Source organism: Bradyrhizobium sp. CCBAU 65884 (genome assembly GCF_028128835.1).
Taxonomy (GTDB): Bacteria; Pseudomonadota; Alphaproteobacteria; order Rhizobiales; family Xanthobacteraceae; genus Bradyrhizobium; species Bradyrhizobium ottawaense.
On sequence record NZ_LBJU01000126.1, the window covers coordinates 14104 to 31492 of the forward strand.

At 64.9% G+C, this 17389-nt stretch carries 12 protein-coding genes; 5 read left to right on the forward strand and 7 right to left on the reverse strand.

The window, feature by feature from the left end:
- Nucleotides 1-177: 177 nt before the first annotated feature.
- Both XI03_RS27185 and XI03_RS27190 read right to left on the reverse strand, forming a co-directional pair.
- Nucleotides 178-1059: an alpha/beta fold hydrolase gene (locus XI03_RS27185; RefSeq protein WP_271593833.1), complete on the reverse strand. Its 882-nt coding sequence runs from the start codon at nucleotides 1057-1059 to the stop codon at nucleotides 178-180.
- 12 nt (nucleotides 1060-1071) lie between these two features.
- On the reverse strand, nucleotides 1072-2691 hold the full coding sequence (locus tag XI03_RS27190; RefSeq protein ID WP_028143201.1) for a GMC family oxidoreductase: 1620 nt from the start codon (nucleotides 2689-2691) through the stop codon (nucleotides 1072-1074).
- A gap of 214 nt (nucleotides 2692-2905) precedes the next feature.
- Here XI03_RS27190 and XI03_RS27195 point away from each other — a divergent pair, with 214 nt between their 5' ends.
- Nucleotides 2906-4075: a M20 aminoacylase family protein gene (locus XI03_RS27195; RefSeq protein WP_028143200.1), complete on the forward strand. Its 1170-nt coding sequence runs from the start codon at nucleotides 2906-2908 to the stop codon at nucleotides 4073-4075.
- A 150-nt stretch (nucleotides 4076-4225) separates the two neighbouring features.
- On the opposite strand, the gene XI03_RS27200 is transcribed toward XI03_RS27195, so the two are convergent.
- From XI03_RS27200 to XI03_RS27210, 3 genes are all read right to left on the reverse strand, one after another.
- Nucleotides 4226-5854, reverse strand: coding sequence for an inorganic phosphate transporter (locus XI03_RS27200; RefSeq protein ID WP_028143199.1), 1629 nt, complete (start codon nucleotides 5852-5854; stop codon nucleotides 4226-4228).
- Nucleotides 5855-5952: 98 nt separating this feature from the next.
- The gene (locus XI03_RS27205) at nucleotides 5953-7395 is read right to left on the reverse strand and encodes a UdgX family uracil-DNA binding protein (RefSeq protein ID WP_271593834.1); all 1443 of its coding nucleotides are present in this window, start codon (nucleotides 7393-7395) and stop codon (nucleotides 5953-5955) included.
- Nucleotides 7395-8630, reverse strand: coding sequence for a putative DNA modification/repair radical SAM protein (locus XI03_RS27210; RefSeq protein ID WP_271593835.1), 1236 nt, complete (start codon nucleotides 8628-8630; stop codon nucleotides 7395-7397). The genes XI03_RS27205 and XI03_RS27210 overlap by 1 nt, the downstream gene beginning before the upstream one ends.
- A 163-nt stretch (nucleotides 8631-8793) precedes the next feature.
- Here XI03_RS27210 and XI03_RS27215 point away from each other — a divergent pair, with 163 nt between their 5' ends.
- Genes XI03_RS27215 through XI03_RS27225 form a run of 3 tightly spaced genes read left to right on the forward strand, consistent with a single transcriptional unit; the run spans nucleotide 8794 to nucleotide 14451 of the window.
- Entirely contained in the window at nucleotides 8794-9582 is a 789-nt protein-coding gene (locus XI03_RS27215; RefSeq protein WP_038947799.1) for an ImuA family protein, read from the forward strand.
- A complete protein-coding gene (locus XI03_RS27220) occupies nucleotides 9479-11074 on the forward strand; it encodes a Y-family DNA polymerase (protein WP_271593836.1) in 1596 nt (531 codons plus the stop codon). Before XI03_RS27215 ends, XI03_RS27220 begins: the two co-directional genes overlap by 104 nt.
- Complete coding sequence (locus tag XI03_RS27225; protein ID WP_271593837.1) at nucleotides 11071-14451, forward strand: error-prone DNA polymerase; 3381 nt, start codon at nucleotides 11071-11073, stop codon at nucleotides 14449-14451. Before XI03_RS27220 ends, XI03_RS27225 begins: the two co-directional genes overlap by 4 nt.
- Before the next feature lie 145 nt (nucleotides 14452-14596).
- Here XI03_RS27225 and XI03_RS27230 read toward each other — a convergent pair whose 3' ends face one another.
- Nucleotides 14597-15367 carry an SDR family NAD(P)-dependent oxidoreductase gene (locus XI03_RS27230; RefSeq protein ID WP_271593838.1) on the reverse strand — a complete coding sequence of 257 codons (771 nt, stop codon included), beginning with the start codon at nucleotides 15365-15367 and terminating at the stop codon, nucleotides 14597-14599.
- A 202-nt stretch (nucleotides 15368-15569) separates the two neighbouring features.
- A complete protein-coding gene (locus XI03_RS27235) occupies nucleotides 15570-15857 on the reverse strand; it encodes a hypothetical protein (protein ID WP_212251384.1) in 288 nt (95 codons plus the stop codon).
- 58 nt (nucleotides 15858-15915) lie between these two features.
- On the opposite strand from XI03_RS27235, the gene XI03_RS27240 reads away from it, so the two are divergent.
- Nucleotides 15916-17316 (forward strand): CoA transferase, encoded by a 1401-nt coding sequence (locus XI03_RS27240; RefSeq protein WP_271593839.1) that lies wholly within the window; start codon nucleotides 15916-15918, stop codon nucleotides 17314-17316.
- The last annotated feature ends 73 nt before the right edge of the window (nucleotides 17317-17389 follow it).

Here is a 17389-nt window from a genome sequence, read left to right on the forward strand (position 1 = left end):
TTATTCGCGGGAGGTGTTGACGATTTCGTGAGGGCGGCTCGTGTCCCGGACGCAACGCAGCACCTCTTGGTGATGCGTTGCAGAGCCGGGACCCGGAAGGCCTCACGTTACGCGGTGAGATGGGCCCCGACTCAGCAGCGCACCACTGCGTGGCGCGCCGCGTCCGGGGCACGAGACCTACTTCGCGAATTCTCGCACAGCCTCCACCACGGCCGTGGGCGCTTCCTGCGCCACACAATGCCCGGCGTCCTCGAACACCATCGTGCTGACCTGCGGAATCAGCGTCACCGCGCGCCGCGCCATCTCCCAATAGATCGGCCCCGACTTCGCAGCGGTCGTGACGCGCACGGGACAGTCGATCTCGGCGAGCAACCCAAACGGATTACCGCGGGCATCGCCAACGTAAACCTGCGCCATCGCTTCGTAGATCGGGCGCAGGATCGCCGCCTCGGTCTCCGGTGTACAGCAGAGCCGCACCCGGCCATTCTCCAGCGGCACGAAGCCGTGGCGCACATAGGCTCGAAGCGAGGTCACGGTCCAATCTGCAAACGCTGGCGCGGTGCGATAGCGTTCGAAGACGGCATCGGCACTGTCGAACTCGGCGCGTCGACGTAGCGTGCCCTCTACTCGCGATAAGGATTCCTCGTCCAACCCTCCGGCGCGCGCCGCGCGCGGGTCCATGATGGTCGGCTCCATCACGAACAGGCGTGTGAAGCGTCCGGGCAAGAGTTTTGCCGCGAGCAGGAGATCGGTCGCGCCCGCACTGTGGCCGATGCCGTAGACGTCTCGCAAGCCGATCGCATCGACCACCCGGCAAACATCCTCCGCATAGTCCAGGAAATGATGGGCGCCGGGCTTGTGGCTGGCGCCGTGGCCGCGGCGGTCGAGTGCATAGACGGTGTAGGTCGATGCAAGCTCGCGCGCGACTTCGTCCCAGACGTCGGCGACGAAGCCGGTGCCATGAACGAGCAGGGCAGGTGGCTTGCCGCTCTCGCCCCATTGCAGCATGGCGATCTCTGCGGCGGCCGGGCCGATTGAAAAGCGGTGGGGATTGATCATGGCGACAGGATGCTACTTCGCATCCTCCAGGATCATCGCCGCGCCTTTCTCGGCGATCATCGCCGTCGGCGTGTTGGTGTTGCCCGACGTGATGGTCGGCATGATCGAGGCGTCGACAATGCGCAAGCCGCTGAGGCCATAGAAGCGCAGCCGCTCGTCGACCACGGCCATCGGATCGCTTACGGCGCCCATCTTCGCCGTGCCGACGGGATGGAAGATGGTGGTGCCGATATCGCCGGCAGCCTTTGCGAGCGAGGCATCGTCGTCGCCGACGGAGGGGCCGGGCAGATATTCGCTCGGGCGATATCGTGCCAGGGCCTTCTGCTGCATCAGGCGGCGCGTGGTGCGGATGGCGTCGGCGCCGACCTGGCGATCGTCGTCGGTCGACAGATAATTCGGCGCGATGATCGGCTTCTCGTCAGGGCTCGCCGAACGCAGCCGCACGGTGCCGCGCGAGGTCGGCTGGAGATTGCAGGCGCTGACCGTGATGGCGGGGAAACGGTGCAGGGGATCGCCGAACTTGTCGAGCGACAGCGGTTGCACGTGGAACTGGATGTTGGCGCGTGCGCGTGTCGCATCGGAGCGCGTGAAGATGCCGAGCTGCGACGGCGCCATGGTCAGGGGACCGCGGCGGCGGAAGGCGTAGTCGAGCCCCATCAGGCCGCGGCGGAACAGATTGTAATAGGTCTCGTTCAGCGTGCGCACGCCCTCGACCTTGTAGATCGCACGCTGCTGGAGGTGGTCCTGCAGATTGCGGCCGACGCCGGGCTTGTCCATGACGATGTCGATGCCGAGCGGCGACAGCCAGTCGGCGGGCCCGATACCGGAGCGATGCAGCACCTGCACCGAGCCGATCGAGCCGGCCGACAGGATCACTTCGCGTTTCGCACGCGCTTCGATCATCTCGCCGTTCTGGATGAAGCGCACGCCGACGGCGCGGCCCCGCTCGATGATGACGCGGTCGACCAGCACATGCTTCTCGAGCCGCAGGTTCGGGCGCCTCAAGGCGGGCTTGAGGAAGCCGCGTGCCGACGACCAGCGACGGCCGCGCTTCTGGTTGACGTGGAAATAGCTGGTGCCTTCATTGTCGCCGGTGTTGAAATCCGGGATGCGCTTGATGCCCATCTCCTCGGCGGCATCCCCGACGGCATCGAGAACATCCCATGACAGCCGCGGCGCCTCGATGCGCCAGCCGCCCCCGGCGCCGTGATGCTCGCTGGCGCCGAGGAAGTGATCCTCGAGCTTCTTGAACAGCGGCAGCACGTCGTCATAGCCCCAGCCGGTCATGCCGAGTTGCCGCCAGTGATCATAATCGGCGGCCTGGCCGCGCATCGAGATCATGGCATTGATCGCCGAGCAGCCGCCGATCACCTTGCCGCGGGGATAGGCGAGCGAACGGCCGTTCAGGCCGGGCTCGGCCTCGGTCTTGAACATCCAGTCCGAGCGCGGATTGCCGATCGCAAAGAGATAGCCGACCGGGATGTGGAACCAGATCCAGTTGTCGTCGCCGCCAGCTTCGAGGACGAGGACGCGATTGCCGGGATCCGCCGACAGCCGGTTGGCGACGATGCAGCCCGCCGTACCTGCTCCGACGACAATGTAGTCAAATTCACCTTCGAGCCGTCTCGGCATTCTGCTTCCACCCAACCAGCGCGTCATGTCCGGGCTTGTCCCGGGCATCCACGCACTTTCTATCCTAATAGTCAGACGTGGATGGCCAAGACAAGCTGGCGCCAAGCCCGGCCATGACGAGAGGACAGGGGTTACCCTCGGCCCGCGGCAGTTGGGTGGACTGGCGCTTGCATGGTAGACAGTCCTGCATTTTCAACAAAGCTCGAGACCCTCCATGCCCATCGTGAACCGCGTCGCCGACCTTCAACCCGATATTCAGGCCTGGCGCCGGGACATCCACGAGCATCCCGAGCTGCTGTACGATGTTCATCGCACTGCAGCATTCGTTGCGGACCGGCTGCGTGAGTTCGGCTGCGACGAGGTCGTGACCGGGCTCGGCCAGACCGGCGTGGTCGGCGTGATCAAGGGCAGCAAGCCGGCCGGCGAGGGGCTGAAGACGATCGGCCTGCGCGCCGACATGGATGCGCTGCCCGTCGAGGAGCAGACCAACCTGCCTTACGCCTCCAAGACCCCGGGCAAGATGCACGCCTGCGGCCATGACGGCCACACCGCGATGCTGCTGGGGGCCGCCCGCTACCTCGCCGAAACCCGCAATTTCGCCGGCGATGCGGTCGTGATCTTCCAGCCCGCCGAGGAGGGCGGCGCCGGCGGCGCAGCCATGGTCAAGGACGGCCTGATGGAGCGCTTCGGCATCGAGCAGGTCTACGGCATGCACAATGGCCCCGGTATTCCGATCGGCTCGTTCGCGATCCGGCCGGGCCCGATCATGGCGGCGACCGACGAGGTCGACATCATGATCGAGGGCCTCGGCGGTCATGCTGCGCGTCCGCACAAATGCGTGGATTCCGTCCTGGTCGGTGCGCAGGTGATTACCGCGCTGCAGTCGATCGTCGCGCGCAGCGTCGATCCGCTGGAATCGGCCGTGATCTCGATTTGCGAATTCCACGCCGGCAACGCCCGCAACGTCATTCCGCAGACCGCGACACTGAAGGGCACCATCCGCACGCTCTCGCCCGAGGTGCGCAAGCTGGTCGAGAAGCGCGTGCATGAGGTGGTGGCGGGCGTCGCGCAGATCACCGGCGCCAAGATCGACCTGCGCTACCAGCGCAATTACCCCGTGGTGAACAACCACGCTGCGGAGACCGAGGTGGCGCGACGCATTGCAAAGCAGGTTGCCGGCGATGCCAACGTGCACGAGATGCCGCCGCTGATGGGCGGCGAGGATTTCGCCTATATGCTGGAAGCACGCCCCGGCGCCTTCATCTTCTGCGGCAACGGCGACAGCGCCGGCCTGCATCACCCTGCCTACAATTTCAACGACGAGGCGATCGTGTTCGGCACGTCCTACTGGGTCAAGCTGGTCGAGGAATCGCTGGCGGCGTGACTACCGACGTCATCCCGGGGCGCCTCGCAGAGGTGAACCCGGGATCTCGAGATTCCGGGTTCGGTCCTGCGGACCGCCCCGGAATGACAACCTGGAATGCAAATGGCCGGGACAAGCCCGGCCATTCGCGTTGATGGAGTGTCGTTCTTCTCAGAACATCCGCGAGAAGATCACGTAGAGCGTGGCCGACAGCATGATCGCGCAGGGCAGCGTCAGCACCCAGGCCATCAGCAAATTGCGGATGGTCGCCATTTGCAAGCCCGAGCCGTTGGCCGCCATGGTGCCGGCGACGCCCGACGACAGCACATGCGTGGTCGAAACCGGCAGGCCGAACACGTCGGCGGCGCCGATCGTAGCGGCGGCCACCAGCTCGGCCGAGGCGCCTTGTGCGTAGGTCAAATGGCTCTTGCCGATCTTCTCGCCGACCGTGATGACGATGCGCTTCCAGCCGATCATGGTGCCGAGGCCGAGCGCGATGGCGACGGCGACCTTCACCCAGGTCGGGATGAACTTCGTGGCGCTGTCGAGCCCGCCCTTGTAGGCGTTCAAGGTCGCGACCTCTTCCTTGTTGAGGTCGTTTTCCTTGTCCTTCATCAGGAAGCGGATCGCTTCCGAGGTCAGGTACATGTCGTTACGGGTGTTGCCGACCACTTCCGCCGGTACCTTGTTGAGCGAGCCGTATTTCGCGACCTGGTCGCCGACATCCTTCACCAGCACCGACAGCGAGGGGTAGGTGCCTTCGCTGATGTGGTGCGAGGTGATGTACTGCGTCACCGCAGGACGGGGATCGCCGATGATCGAGTGACCGGCACCCTTGGCCGCGATCACCTTGGAAGCTGCATCCGAGACCTTCTGGAACTGGGCGACCTGGGATTCCGGCAGTGCGCGGTTGAGCGCGTAGGCGGTCGGCACGGTACCGATCAGGATCAGCATGATCAGGCCCATGCCCTTCTGGCCGTCGTTCGAACCGTGCGCGAAGCTGACGCCGGTGCAGGTCGCGATCAGCAGGCCGCGGATCCAGAGCGGCGGCGCCTTGTTGCCTTCGGGCGCAGCATACAGGGCCGGGTTGCGCACGATGAACTTGAGCAGCAGCAGCAGCGTCGCGGCGCAGATGAAGCCGAACAGCGGCGACAGCAGCAGCGCGTAGCCGATCTCGGTCGCCTTGGTCCAGTCCACGCCCGAGGTGCCGTCGCGGCCGCGCATGACGGCGTTGGCGACGCCGACGCCGATGATCGAGCCGATCAGCGTGTGCGAGGAGGAGGCGGGCAGGCCGAAGAACCAGGTGCCGAGATTCCACAGGATCGCGGCGATCAGCAGCGCGAACACCATCGCGAAGCCAGCGCTGGAGCCGACCTGCAGGATCAGCTCGACCGGCAGCAGCGAGACGATGCCGAAGGCGACCGCGCCGGAGGACATGAGCACGCCAAGGAAGTTGAAGAAGCCCGACCACATCACCGCGACTTCGGCCGGCAGCGAATGGGTGTAGATCACGGTCGCCACCGCATTGGCGGTGTCGTGGAAGCCGTTGACGAATTCGAAGCCGAGCGCGATCAGGAGCGCGACGAACAACAGGATGTAGGGCAGGTAGCTCGTCACGCGTGCGCCGGTCGCGTTGACGTCGACATAGATGCTGTAGGCGACGAACAGCAGCCCCGCGGCGAGGATGCCGAAGAACAGGATCATCGTCAGCGGATTGAAGCCCTTGTCGAGATTTGGCCGCGAGGCCGGCTGGATCGGCGCGGGATCGGCTACCGCGCGGTCGAATGCAACATCGGTCATGTCTGGACGCCCCTTAACTTTGAAGTAAGGGTATTGTCCGCGATGGATTTGAAGGCTGGATGACAAGCGGCGGTTGAAAACCGTTTTCCTGCCAGTATTTAGGCGGCCCGCGCGGCTTTCTTCTGCAAGCCGGCCACGATCTTCAAATCGTCGACAAAGCGCTGATATTCCAGAACCTTGGCTTCCGGATCGGGCAGCCGCAGCAGATAGGACGGGTGCACCGTCACCAAAGCCTTGCGTCCGTCGGGAAGGTCGATGAGCCGGCCGCGGGTCTTGCCGATCGGAGTGATCTTGCCGAACACGCTTTGCGCGGCGGTGGCGCCCATCGCCACGATCAGATCAGGCTGGATTGCCGAAACTTCCCGTTCGAACCATTGCCGGCACGCTTTGATCTCCGGCGTATTCGGCTTCTGGTGCAGGCGGATCTTTCCGCGCGGCACGAATTTGAAGTGCTTCACCGCGTTGGTGACATAGACCTTCTTGCGGTCGACACCGGCCTCCTCCAGCGCACGGTCGAGCATCTGGCCGGCCGGGCCGACGAAGGGATGGCCGGCGAGGTCTTCCTTGTCGCCGGGCTGCTCGCCGACCAGCATGATGTTGGCGGATCTCGGGCCCTCGCCGAACACGGTCTGGGTCGCGTCCTTGTAGAGATGGCAGGCGCGGCAATGCGCGGCCTCCTCGCGGAGCGCTTCGAGATCGTCGGCAGCTGGCTTGCGTTTCATCGGAGCCTCCGGCCGCTTCTGAGGCTTGTGCGGATCGGTTGCGGCATTGGCGATCATGGCGCCGGTCATGCGTTCGGCGTCCTCGATCAAGGGCTTAATGATCGAGGCCTCGGGCAGGTTCCTCCAATATTTCTTCGGCATCTCGGCCTGCATCGCCTTCACCTTGAGCCGGGCCGGATTGAAGATGCTGGCGTAATAGCGCCGCCAGGTCTCTTCCAGCCGGTCTTCGCCCGGTGCTTCGCTCTTGCTGACGCCCGGCGTGAACGCGAGCGCGTGGCCGTCCCAATGTGCGCAGAGGTCCGGCGTCAGGATCGACCAGGGCATGTCGGCAAAGCGTTTTGCGAAGAACGGGGCGGCGAGCTCGACGATGTGATGCTCCGGCTCGAACCAGGCGACGTAATGTGCTGCGCGCTCGCGTCCGATCTCGCGGAAGCGGACGAAGGCGTGCATCTTGTGCTCGTCGCGATGGACCGCGCGAGCCATCGCCGTGACCTGCGCGACGTCAGGGTCGGTCGCGACCTCGATGAGATCGTGGTTGTCCTTCAGCCGCCAGAGCAGACGATAGAGGATCGCAAAGCGCTGGATATCGCGGTGCAGGATTGCGGCCTGGGCTAGCTCGACGAATTTGCCTGATACGTTGAAGGTGCCTTCGTTCGCCTCGAGGATCGGAGACGGTGCTTGCGGCGCGAACAACTCCGCCTCGCCGCCCTGCACGGTCCAGGTGACATCGGTGGGCTGCACGTGATGAAGCACGAGGCTGCGCGCGGCTTTGCGCCAGCCGTCGAAATCGGTTTCGGTGTCGAGGGTGATGTACTGCATCAGAAGCCAAATCCCAGTTGCGTTGCTTTCGGCTTGAACCGTTCGATCAGCCCGGCCGCATCAAGACGGTGCGGCGAGGGCCGGTGATCGCTGAGGACGATGAACGGCAGCGCCTTGTTGCGGGGCACGTGCAGGCGGGCGAGATCGGCGAGGCGGATCGTGGTGGTGCGCCGTGTTGCAATGATGCGCTCGACCGCCTTGGTGCCGAAGCCCGGCACGCGCAGCAGCTCCTCGCGGCTGGCGCGGTTGACGTCGAGCGGGAAGCGGTCGCGATGACGCAGCGCCCAGGCCAGCTTCGGATCGATGTCGAGCGGCAGCATCGCGCTGTCGTCGACGATCTCCGCAACGTCGAAGCCGTAGAACCGCATCAGCCAGTCGGCCTGGTAGAGCCGGTGCTCGCGCAGCAGCGGCGGCTGCACCAGAGGCAAGGCGCGGCTGGCGTCGGGGATCGGGCTGAAGGCGGAGTAGTAGACGCGCCGCAGACGGTAGGCGCCGTAGAGATTGGCGCTGGTGTGGAGAATGGTGTGGTCGGAGGCTGCATCAGCACCGACGATCATCTGCGTGCTTTGGCCCGCCGGCGCGAAGCGCTGCGGCTTTGCCCTGGTCTTCGCGCTGCGGCCTTCCTCGGCCTCGTCCAGCTTCAGCCGCAGCCGGCCCATGGTGCGGCGGATCGCGCGCACGTCCTTCTCCGGCGCGAATTGCTGCAGGCTCGTTTCCTCGGGCATCTCGATGTTGATGGAGAGACGATCGGCATATTTGCCGGCTTCCGCGATCAGCGCATCGTCGGCCTCGGGAATGGTCTTGAGATGGATATAGCCGCGGAAGTGATGCTCCTCGCGCAGCTTTCGCGCGACGCTCACCACTTGCTCCATGGTGTAGTCGGGGTTGCGGATGATGCCGGAGGAGAGAAACAGGCCCTCGATGTAATTGCGCCGGTAGAAGTCGAGCGTCAGCTTGACCAATTCGTCGATGGTGAAGCGGGCGCGCGGCACGTTCGAGGAGGCGCGGTTGACGCAATAGAGGCAATCGTAATTGCAGGCGTTGGTCAGCAGCACCTTGAGCAGCGAGATGCAGCGTCCATCCGGCGCATAGGAATGGCAGATGCCCATGCCGGGTGCGGTCGACCCCATGCCCTTGCCGTCGCTGGAATCCCGCTTCTCCGTGCCGCTGGAGGCGCAGGACGCGTCGTATTTGGCGGCGTCCGCCAGGATTTCCAGCTTGCGTTGTACGTCCATCTTGGAATCCCTTTGATTCAGCTCATGAATCCGCTTGCGCGCCAATTCGATTGACTCTCTACGCGCCGTTAGCTTTATATTAGAACATATCATGAACAAATGAGCCAGCCGCTGGTTCTCTTTTTGAGAGCCATCGGCAATCACCCCTGAAGGAGCGGCGAGCATGAGCGGCGCACGGACAAGCGCGCTTGCGACCTTGCGCGGCCAGATCGAGCGCATCGAGACGGCGACGGTCGTGCATCCGCACGATCGCGTCGCGCTCGGTCACAGCGAAGCCGACAACGCGCTGAAGGGCGGGCTCGCGCGCGCGGCGATCCACGAGGTGTTTTGCACTGGGTCTCAGGGGACGGCCGCGACCGGCTTCGTCATGGGGCTTGCCGGGCGCGTCTCGGCGCAGCGGCCGCTGCTGTGGGTACGGCAGGATTTTTCAGAGATAGAGGCCGGCGCGCTGTCGATGAGCGGGCTCGCCGAGCTCGGCCTCGATCCGCGCCGCGTGGTGATGGTGCGCGCCGCCGATGTCGAGAGCGCGCTGCGTACCTCGGCCGATGCGCTCGCCTGCGATGCGCTGGGCGCCGTCGTGCTCGAGCTCTGGGGCGAAACCAGGCAGTTCGATCTCGTGGCGAGCCGCAAGCTGACGCTGGCCGCGCAAGGCTCCGGCGTCACCGGCCTGATGCTGCGGATGGCGGCGCAGCCGCTGCCTTCGACCGCGGAGACCAGGTGGATGCTGCGCGCGGCGCATTCGCCGCCGGGGTCGGTGTGGGACGCATGGGGCGCGCCGCGCTTCGATGCCGAACTCTTGCGTAATCGTCATGGCCCCTGCGGCCGGTGGATCATGGAATGGAATTGTGATGAGTGCCAGTTCAGTGAACCGTCGACGTATTCTCAGCCTGTGGCTGCCACGCCTGCCCATCGACCGGATCCAGCGGTTCTTCAACAGCTCCGGGCTGGGTAAAACCAATAATGAGCCGAGCATCGTCGTCATCAAGGACAACAATGCGCTGGTGATCCATGCGCTGGACGAGGCTGCCGAGCGTCTCGGCCTGTACGTAGGTCAGCCGCTCGCCAATGCGCGGGCGATGTGCCCGGATTTGCGCGTGTTCGACGCCGATGTCGCGGCCGATGCGAAGACGCTTAGCGACATCGCCGACTGGTGCGACCGCTTCACGCCGCTGGTCGCGCTCGATCCGCCGCACGGGCTGTTCCTCGACATCACCGGCTGTGCGCATCTGTTCGGCGGCGAGGCTGCGCTGTTGCAAGCGCTGGTTCGGGCGCTCGGCCGACAAGGCTTTGCCGTCAGCGCGGCAATCGCCGGCACCTCGGTCTGCGCGCGCACGCTGACGCGGCAGACCACGGGCACCATCGTTGCCGATGGCGGCGAGGCGGAGGCGATCAGCCGGTTTCCGGTGTCCGCGCTCGGTGCGGGCGAGGCCATCACCACCGGCCTGCGCCGCGCCGGCCTCAAGACCATCGGCGACGTCGCCGCGCGCTCGCCGAGCGAGATCACGGCGCGGTTCGGGGCGCGGTTCTCCACGCTGCTGGCGCATGCGCTGGGGCAGGGCGATGCGCCGATCAATCCGCGAAAACCGCTGCCTGATTATATCGTGGAGAAGCGTTTCGCCGAGCCGATCGCGACCGACACCATGATCGCGATGACGCTGTCGCGGCTGGCGGACACGCTGATTGCCTCCATGGAGAAGCAGGGCAAGGGCGCGCGCCGGCTGGAAGCCGCGTTCTTCCGCACCGACGGCGTGGTGCGCGCGATCATGGTCGAGACCGGACGTCCGGTGACGCGAAGCGCGGTGATCGACCGGCTGTTCCGCGAGCGTCTCGATGCGCTCGCCGATCCCCTCGATCCCGGTTTTGGCTTCGACATGGTGCGCCTGTCGGCGAGCCGCACCGAGATCGTGGTGCAGGAGCAGCGCGATCTCGACGCCCATGTCCACGACAATGACGAGCTTGCCGCCCTGATCGACCGCATTGCCGCGCGCATCGGCGGAAAGCGCGTCGTCGTGCACCTGCCTGAGGATACCCATATCCCCGAATGTGCGGTGCTGGCCGCCCCGGCGCAGCATCATCTCGCCGCCGCCATGCAGGCCGAATGGCCGGCACGGACCGAAAGCGAGCCGCCGCTGCGTCCCTTAAGGCTGTTCGACAAGCCGGAGCCGATCAAGGTGCCGTTCGCGGCCGTGCCGGATGGTCCGCCGCATCAGTTCACCTGGCGCCGCGCGCTGCATGCCGTGGTGCGGGTGGAAGGACCCGAGCGTATCGCGATGGAATGGTGGCGGCAGGACGGCAAGCAGCTGACCCGGGATTACTTTCGCATCGAGGACGCCGAGGGCCTGCGCTTCTGGATTTTTCGCGATGGACTTTACGAGGGGGAGGTGTTCGACGGCGACGGTGAGCCTGCTTCTCCCGGCTGGTATGTGCACGGTCTCTTCGCATGAATAGCCCCGCTTATGCCGAGATCGGCATCACCACCAATTTCTCCTTCCTGCGCGGCGGCTCGGATCCGCGCGCCTATGTGCATCAGGCGAGCAAGCTCGGCATTCCCGCGATCGGAATCGCCGACCACAACACGCTCGCCGGCGTGGTGCGGGCCTGGAATGAGCTCCACAATGACAAGGTGCTGCACAAGCCGAAACTGCTGATCGGTGCGCGCATCGTCTTCATCGACGGCACGCCCGACATTTTTGTCTACCCGCGCGACCGCGCCGCCTATGGCCGGCTGTGCCAGCTCCTGACCAAAGGCAAGCGCGGCGACGACATCACGCGGATCGAGAAGGGCGAGTGCCGTCTCACCTTCGCCGATCTCCTGGAATTCTCCGAGGGGCAGCTTTTGGTCCTGACGTTGCCGCATCGCTTCGAGCCGGCGCAGGCGCTGGATGTGCTTGCAAAGCTGAGGGCGAGCCGCGCCGAGGGCGTGTGGCTGGCAGCGAGCCTGATCTATCGCGGCGACGACCGGCGCCGCCTGGCACGGCTCGATGACCTCGCGGCCAAAGCAAAAGTGCCGCTGCTCGCGACCAACGAAGTGCTCTATCACGATCCCGGCCGCCGTCCGCTTCAGGATGTGCTGACCTGCATTCGGGAAAAGACCACGATCGAGGCTGTGGGGCGTAAGCTGGAAGCCAATGCCGAGCGGTTCTTGAAGACGCCGCGAGAGATGGCGCGGCTGTTCCGCGATGTCCCCGAGGCGATCGCGGAGACCATGCGTTTTGCGGGGAAGATCGACTTCTCGCTCGACCAGCTCAAATACCAGTATCCGGATGAGCCGGTGCCGCCGGGCAAGACCGCGCAAGGACATCTGGAGGATTTGACCTGGGCGGGCGTCGATAAATACTTTGGCGGCATCGAGAACATTGACGACAAGCTGCGCGCGACGTTGAACAAAGAACTCGCGCTGATCGCCGAGCTGAAATACGCGCATTATTTCCTCACCGTGCACGACATCGTGCATTACGCGCGCAGCCAGAGCATCCTGTGCCAGGGGCGGGGGTCGGCAGCGAACTCGGCCGTGTGCTACGTGCTCGGCATCACCTCGGTCGATCCGACCAAGGTCGATCTGTTGTTCGAGCGCTTCATCTCCAAGGAGCGGCTGGAGCCGCCTGACATCGACGTCGATTTCGAGCATTCCCGGCGCGAGGAGGTGATGCAGTATGTCTATCGCCGCTACGGCCGCCATCGTGCCGCGATCATCGCAACGGTCATCCACTATCGCCCGCGCAGCGCCATCCGCGACGTCGGCAAGGCGCTGGGCCTGACGGAGGACGTCACCGCCGCGCTCGCCGACACCGTCTGGGGCAGTTGGGGCAAGGGCCTCAACGACATGCAGGTCAGGCAGGCCGGGCTCGATCCGCAAAATCCCATGATCAACCTTGCGGTCGAGCTTGCAACCGAGCTGATCGAATTCCCCCGCCATCTCTCCCAGCATGTCGGCGGTTATGTGCTGACCCAGGACCGGCTCGACACCTATGTCCCCATCGGCAACGCGGCGATGGACGACCGCACCTTCATCGAGTGGGACAAGGACGACGTCGACGCGCTCAACATGATGAAGGTCGACGTGCTCGCGCTGGGCATGCTGACCTGCATCCGGAAATGTTTTGATCTGATCGCAGACCACAAAGGCGAGCGTTTTGTGCTGGCGAGCGTTCCACAGGACGATCCCAAGGTTTACGATATGCTGTGTGATGGGGAATCGCTCGGCGTGTTCCAGGTCGAGAGCCGCGCCCAGATGAACATGCTGCCGCGCCTGAAGCCGCGGACCTTCTACGACCTCGTCATCGAAGTCGCGATCGTGCGGCCGGGTCCGATCCAGGGCGACATGGTGCATCCGTATTTGCGTCGGCGGAACGGCCTGGAGAAGGTGACCTATCCCTCGCCATCGCCCGAGCATGGTGCCGCGGACGAACTCTACAAGGTGCTGCACAAGACGAAGGGCGTGCCTCTGTTCCAGGAGCAGGCCATGCGCATCGCGATCGAGGCGGCAAAATTCACGTCCGAGGAAGCCAACGGCCTGCGCCGCTCGATGGCGACCTTCCGCAATGTAGGCACCATTGGCCAATACGAGGAGAAGCTGATCGGCAACATGGTCGCGCGCGGCTACGATGCCAATTTTGCCAGAAGCTGCTTTGACCAGATCAAGGGCTTTGGCTCCTACGGCTTCCCGGAGAGCCACGCCGCGAGCTTCGCCCAGCTCGTCTACATCTCGTCATGGCTGAAATATCATCACCCCGACGCCTTCTGCTGTGGCCTCCTGAACTCGCAGCCGATGGGCTTTTATGCGCCCGCACAGATCGTCAGCGACGCCCGCAAGAACGGCGTCGAGGTGCGCGATATCGACGTGTCCTGTAGTTTTGCGCAGAACACGCTGGAGAATACTGACGGCAGGTATTGTGCCGTCCGCCTTGGCTTTCGCCAGATCGACGGCTTCCACTGGCTCGATCCCGATGAGGAGGCCCTCAAGAAGGAGCAGGCGAAGCGACAAAGAAAAGTATACGTCACTCAGGAGGACTGGGCCGACCGCATCATCGCCGCCCGCAACCGACGTCCCTTCACCTCGCTGGAGGATTTCGCCCGCGACACCGGTCTGCCCAAGCGCGCGCTGATCCTGCTGGCCGATGCCGACGCGTTTCGCTCGCTCGGGCTCGACCGCCGCGAGGCGCTGTGGCAGGTGCGGCGGCTGCCCGACGACGTGCCGCTGCCGCTGTTCGAGGCGGCGACCGCGCGCGAGCAGCCGGACGAGCACGCGCAACCGCTGCCGGTGATGCCGCGTTCCGAACAGGTGGTCGCGGACTACCAGACCATCCGGCTATCGCTGAAGGGGCACCCGATGGAATTCTTGCGCGAAATGTTTTCGCGCGAGCGCGTCGTCGCCTGCAAGGATATCAGTCACGAGAACGAGCGTCGCCGCGTCCGCTGCGCCGGCGTGGTGCTGGTGCGGCAACGGCCGGGCAGCGCCAGCGGCGTCGTGTTCATGACGCTGGAGGACGAAACCGGCATCGCCAATGTCGTGGTGTGGCCCAAGATCATGGAGCAGTACCGGAAAGAAGTCATGGGCGCGCGCCTCATCCTGGTCGAAGGCTATATCCAGAGCAGTCCCGAGAAGGTGACGCATCTCATCGCCCAGCGCATGATCGATCGCTCGCATGATCTGGTCGGCCTCGCCAACGACGCGCTGAGCCGCAAGCATCCGGTGCCGGCAGGTGCCACCGTGGTCGAGCCGCTCAACGAAGACTCCCGCGCGCTTGTGGACATGCCGGCGCAGAAAATCCGCCACCCCCGCAACGTCCGCATCCTGCCGCCATCGCGGGATTTTCATTGAGGGGTGGGGCGGAGTGCTGCCACACGCACGGCGGGTGGGCAAAGGCGCGTAAGCGCCGTGCCCACCTCCTTTTGCGGCTCGTCGCGAAGACGTGGGCATGCTTTGCTCGTCCACCCTACGAGCTCCTCGATGATGACGTCGCGCCTTAAAAATTCACCCGGTTCGAGATCGCGCCGTCCACGACGAGATTCGATCCCGTCGTGAACCCCGACACCGGGCTTGCCAGAAACACCGCGGCGCTAGCGATTTCCTGCGGCGTGGCCATCCGGCCGGTCGGATTGCGCTTCATCGCGTCGGCGTAACGCTCGGGCATGTTCTTCTCGACCATCTCCCAGACGCCGCCCTTGAAATAGACCGTGCCGGGCGACACGACATTCACGCGGATCTTCTTCTTTGCATATTGCCGCGCCAGCCCCTTGGCCATGTGGATCAGCGCCGCCTTGATCGGGCCGTAGGAACTGGCCGTGTCGGCCTGCGCCGCCGAGATCGAGGAGATGATGACGAAGGCGGCGTCGCCGTTTCTCTCGCCGCTCGCTTCGAGGAACGGCCGCGCGGCGTCGAACGCGTGCACGGCGCCAAGCAGGTCGAGCCGGAAGTTCTGCTCCCACGATGCCGGATCGTGGCCTTGCGCCATCGCGCCGGCGTTGGAGAACAACAGGTCGACGCCGCCGAGCTCTTTTGCGGCACCCTCGATCCAGGATTTCAGCGCCGCGCCGTCGGTCACGTCGACCGGGCCGCCGGTGGCGTTGACGCCCTTCGCCTTCAGCTCGGCAACGGTGGCCGCAACCTGATCTGCATTGCGCGCGCACACCGCGACATTGGTGCCTTCACCGGCGAGCGTCTCCGCAATCGCCCGCCCGATGCCGCGCGTGCCGCCGAGGACGATGGCATTCTTGCCTTTGAGACTGAGATCCATTGTTGGGTTTCCTTTTTGTTGGTCGCGGGAGTGTAGCTGTTTCGGAAGACGCCCAGAAGCCTCCACATCGTCATTGCGGGCGCAGCGAAGCAATCCGGAAATGCATCTGCGGAAATAGACTGGCTTGGTCGCATCAGCGCAAAATTGCCACGCAATTTTGTCGCGAGCTCCTCGCAATGACGTGGAGAGAGGTGGGGCCTCCTCACTCCGGCGCGGCGCCCACCGGCGGGCCGCCGGGCGGGCGGTGCAGGAAGGTCAGGGAGGCATAAGCGCCGGCCCATGATCCGATTGCCGCGAAAGCGACATAGAACGGGTTCTCGGTGTAGCTGATCACGGCGTAGGAGGAGAGCATGTACCAGACGGCGCTCCAGTTCGCCGCTGACATGCGTTTGCGCGCGATCACGGCCGAGGTGAACATGACATAGACCGCGTCTGTGGCCGCCGTTGCGATGAACACGGCGCCTGCGGTAAGGGGGTCGATGGCGGCCATTGCATTTCCTTATGGGCTAATGGATGGTCGCTTGAAAAACTAAGGGAGAGAAGCGGCCATGCAAAGCCCTGCCGACATTCTCAAGGACATCTGGACCTCCGCCGGGGGCGATGCACCAGCGCTCGAACGCGTACGGCTGAGCGGCGAGGAGCCTCAGCTTCCGTCCTCGTTCCGCGTTGCAATTGCCGGACGGACGACCATCGCCGCGGCCGGCCTCGCCGCTGCGGAGATCTGGCGATTGCGCAGCGGGCAGACGCAGGATGTCTTTGTCGACATGTGTCACGCCGTCGCCGAATGCCGCTCCGAGCGCTATCTGCTTCTCGACGACAAGCCGCCGCCCCCGGCCTGGGACGCCATCGCCGGCGTCTACAGGACCGGCGACAATCGCTTCGTTCGCTGCCACACCAATTTCCCGCATCATCGCGACGCCGTGTGCAAGGTGCTCGGCTGCGAGGCGGAGCGCGACAAGGTGCAGGCCGCGCTGATGGAATGGAGGGGCGAGGATTTCGAGACTGCGGCTTACGCCGCGGGCGGCGTCGTCGCGCTCATGCGCTCCTACGACGAATGGTCCGCGCTGCCGCAGGCGCGCGCGCTCGCCGAGTTGCCGCTGCTCTCGATCGAGAAGATCGGTGAGGCCCCGCCAAAGCCGTGGCCAAAAGGCGATCGTCCGTTGTCAGGCCTGCGCGTGCTCGATCTCTCCCGCGTCATCGCGGGCCCCGTCGCCGGCCGCACGCTCGCTGCGCATGGTGCGGATGTGCTGCTGGTGTCAGGGCCGGAGCTGCCCGCCATTCCCTGGCTCACCATCGATACCGGCCGCGGCAAGCTCACCACCTTCATCGAACTGAAGAGCGAGACGGGCAGGGCGCAATTGCGCGAACTGTTGCGGGACGCCGACATCTTCTCGCAGGGCTATCGCCCGCGCGCGCTCGCCGCCCTCGGCTTTGCGCCCGAGGATGCAGCGCAGATCAATCCCGGCATCGTCTATGTGACGCTGTCGGCCTATGGCCACGCCGGCCCCTGGGCCGAGCGGCGCGGCTTCGATTCCCTCCTGCAGACCACGACCGGATTCAATCACGCCGAGGGACGCGCTGCCGGTCTCGATGGCCCCAAGGAATTGCCGGCGCAGATGCTCGATCACGCCACCGGCTATCTGATGGCGTTCGGCGCGATGATGGCCAAGGCGCGTCAGGCCCGCGAAGGCGGCAGCTGGCACGTGCGTGTGTCGCTGGCGCAGACCGGGCGCTGGCTTTGGAATCTCGGCCGGCTCGATGGCGGACTGAACACCCCGGATCTTACGGGCGACGCTGTACATGCTGCGTTCATCGAGAGCGTGCCATCTGGCTTCGGCATGTTGAAGGCGGTGCGCCATTCGGCGATGCTGTCGAAGACGCCGGCGCAATGGAGCCGTCCGGCAATGCCGCTCGGCAGTCATCCGGCACAGTGGCCGGCGCGAAGCTGACGTGAAGCTGACATGTCGCGAAATTTTAACGCAAACCGAAAGGCGCCCGGCGTTTTTTAGGTTGTTTGAACTC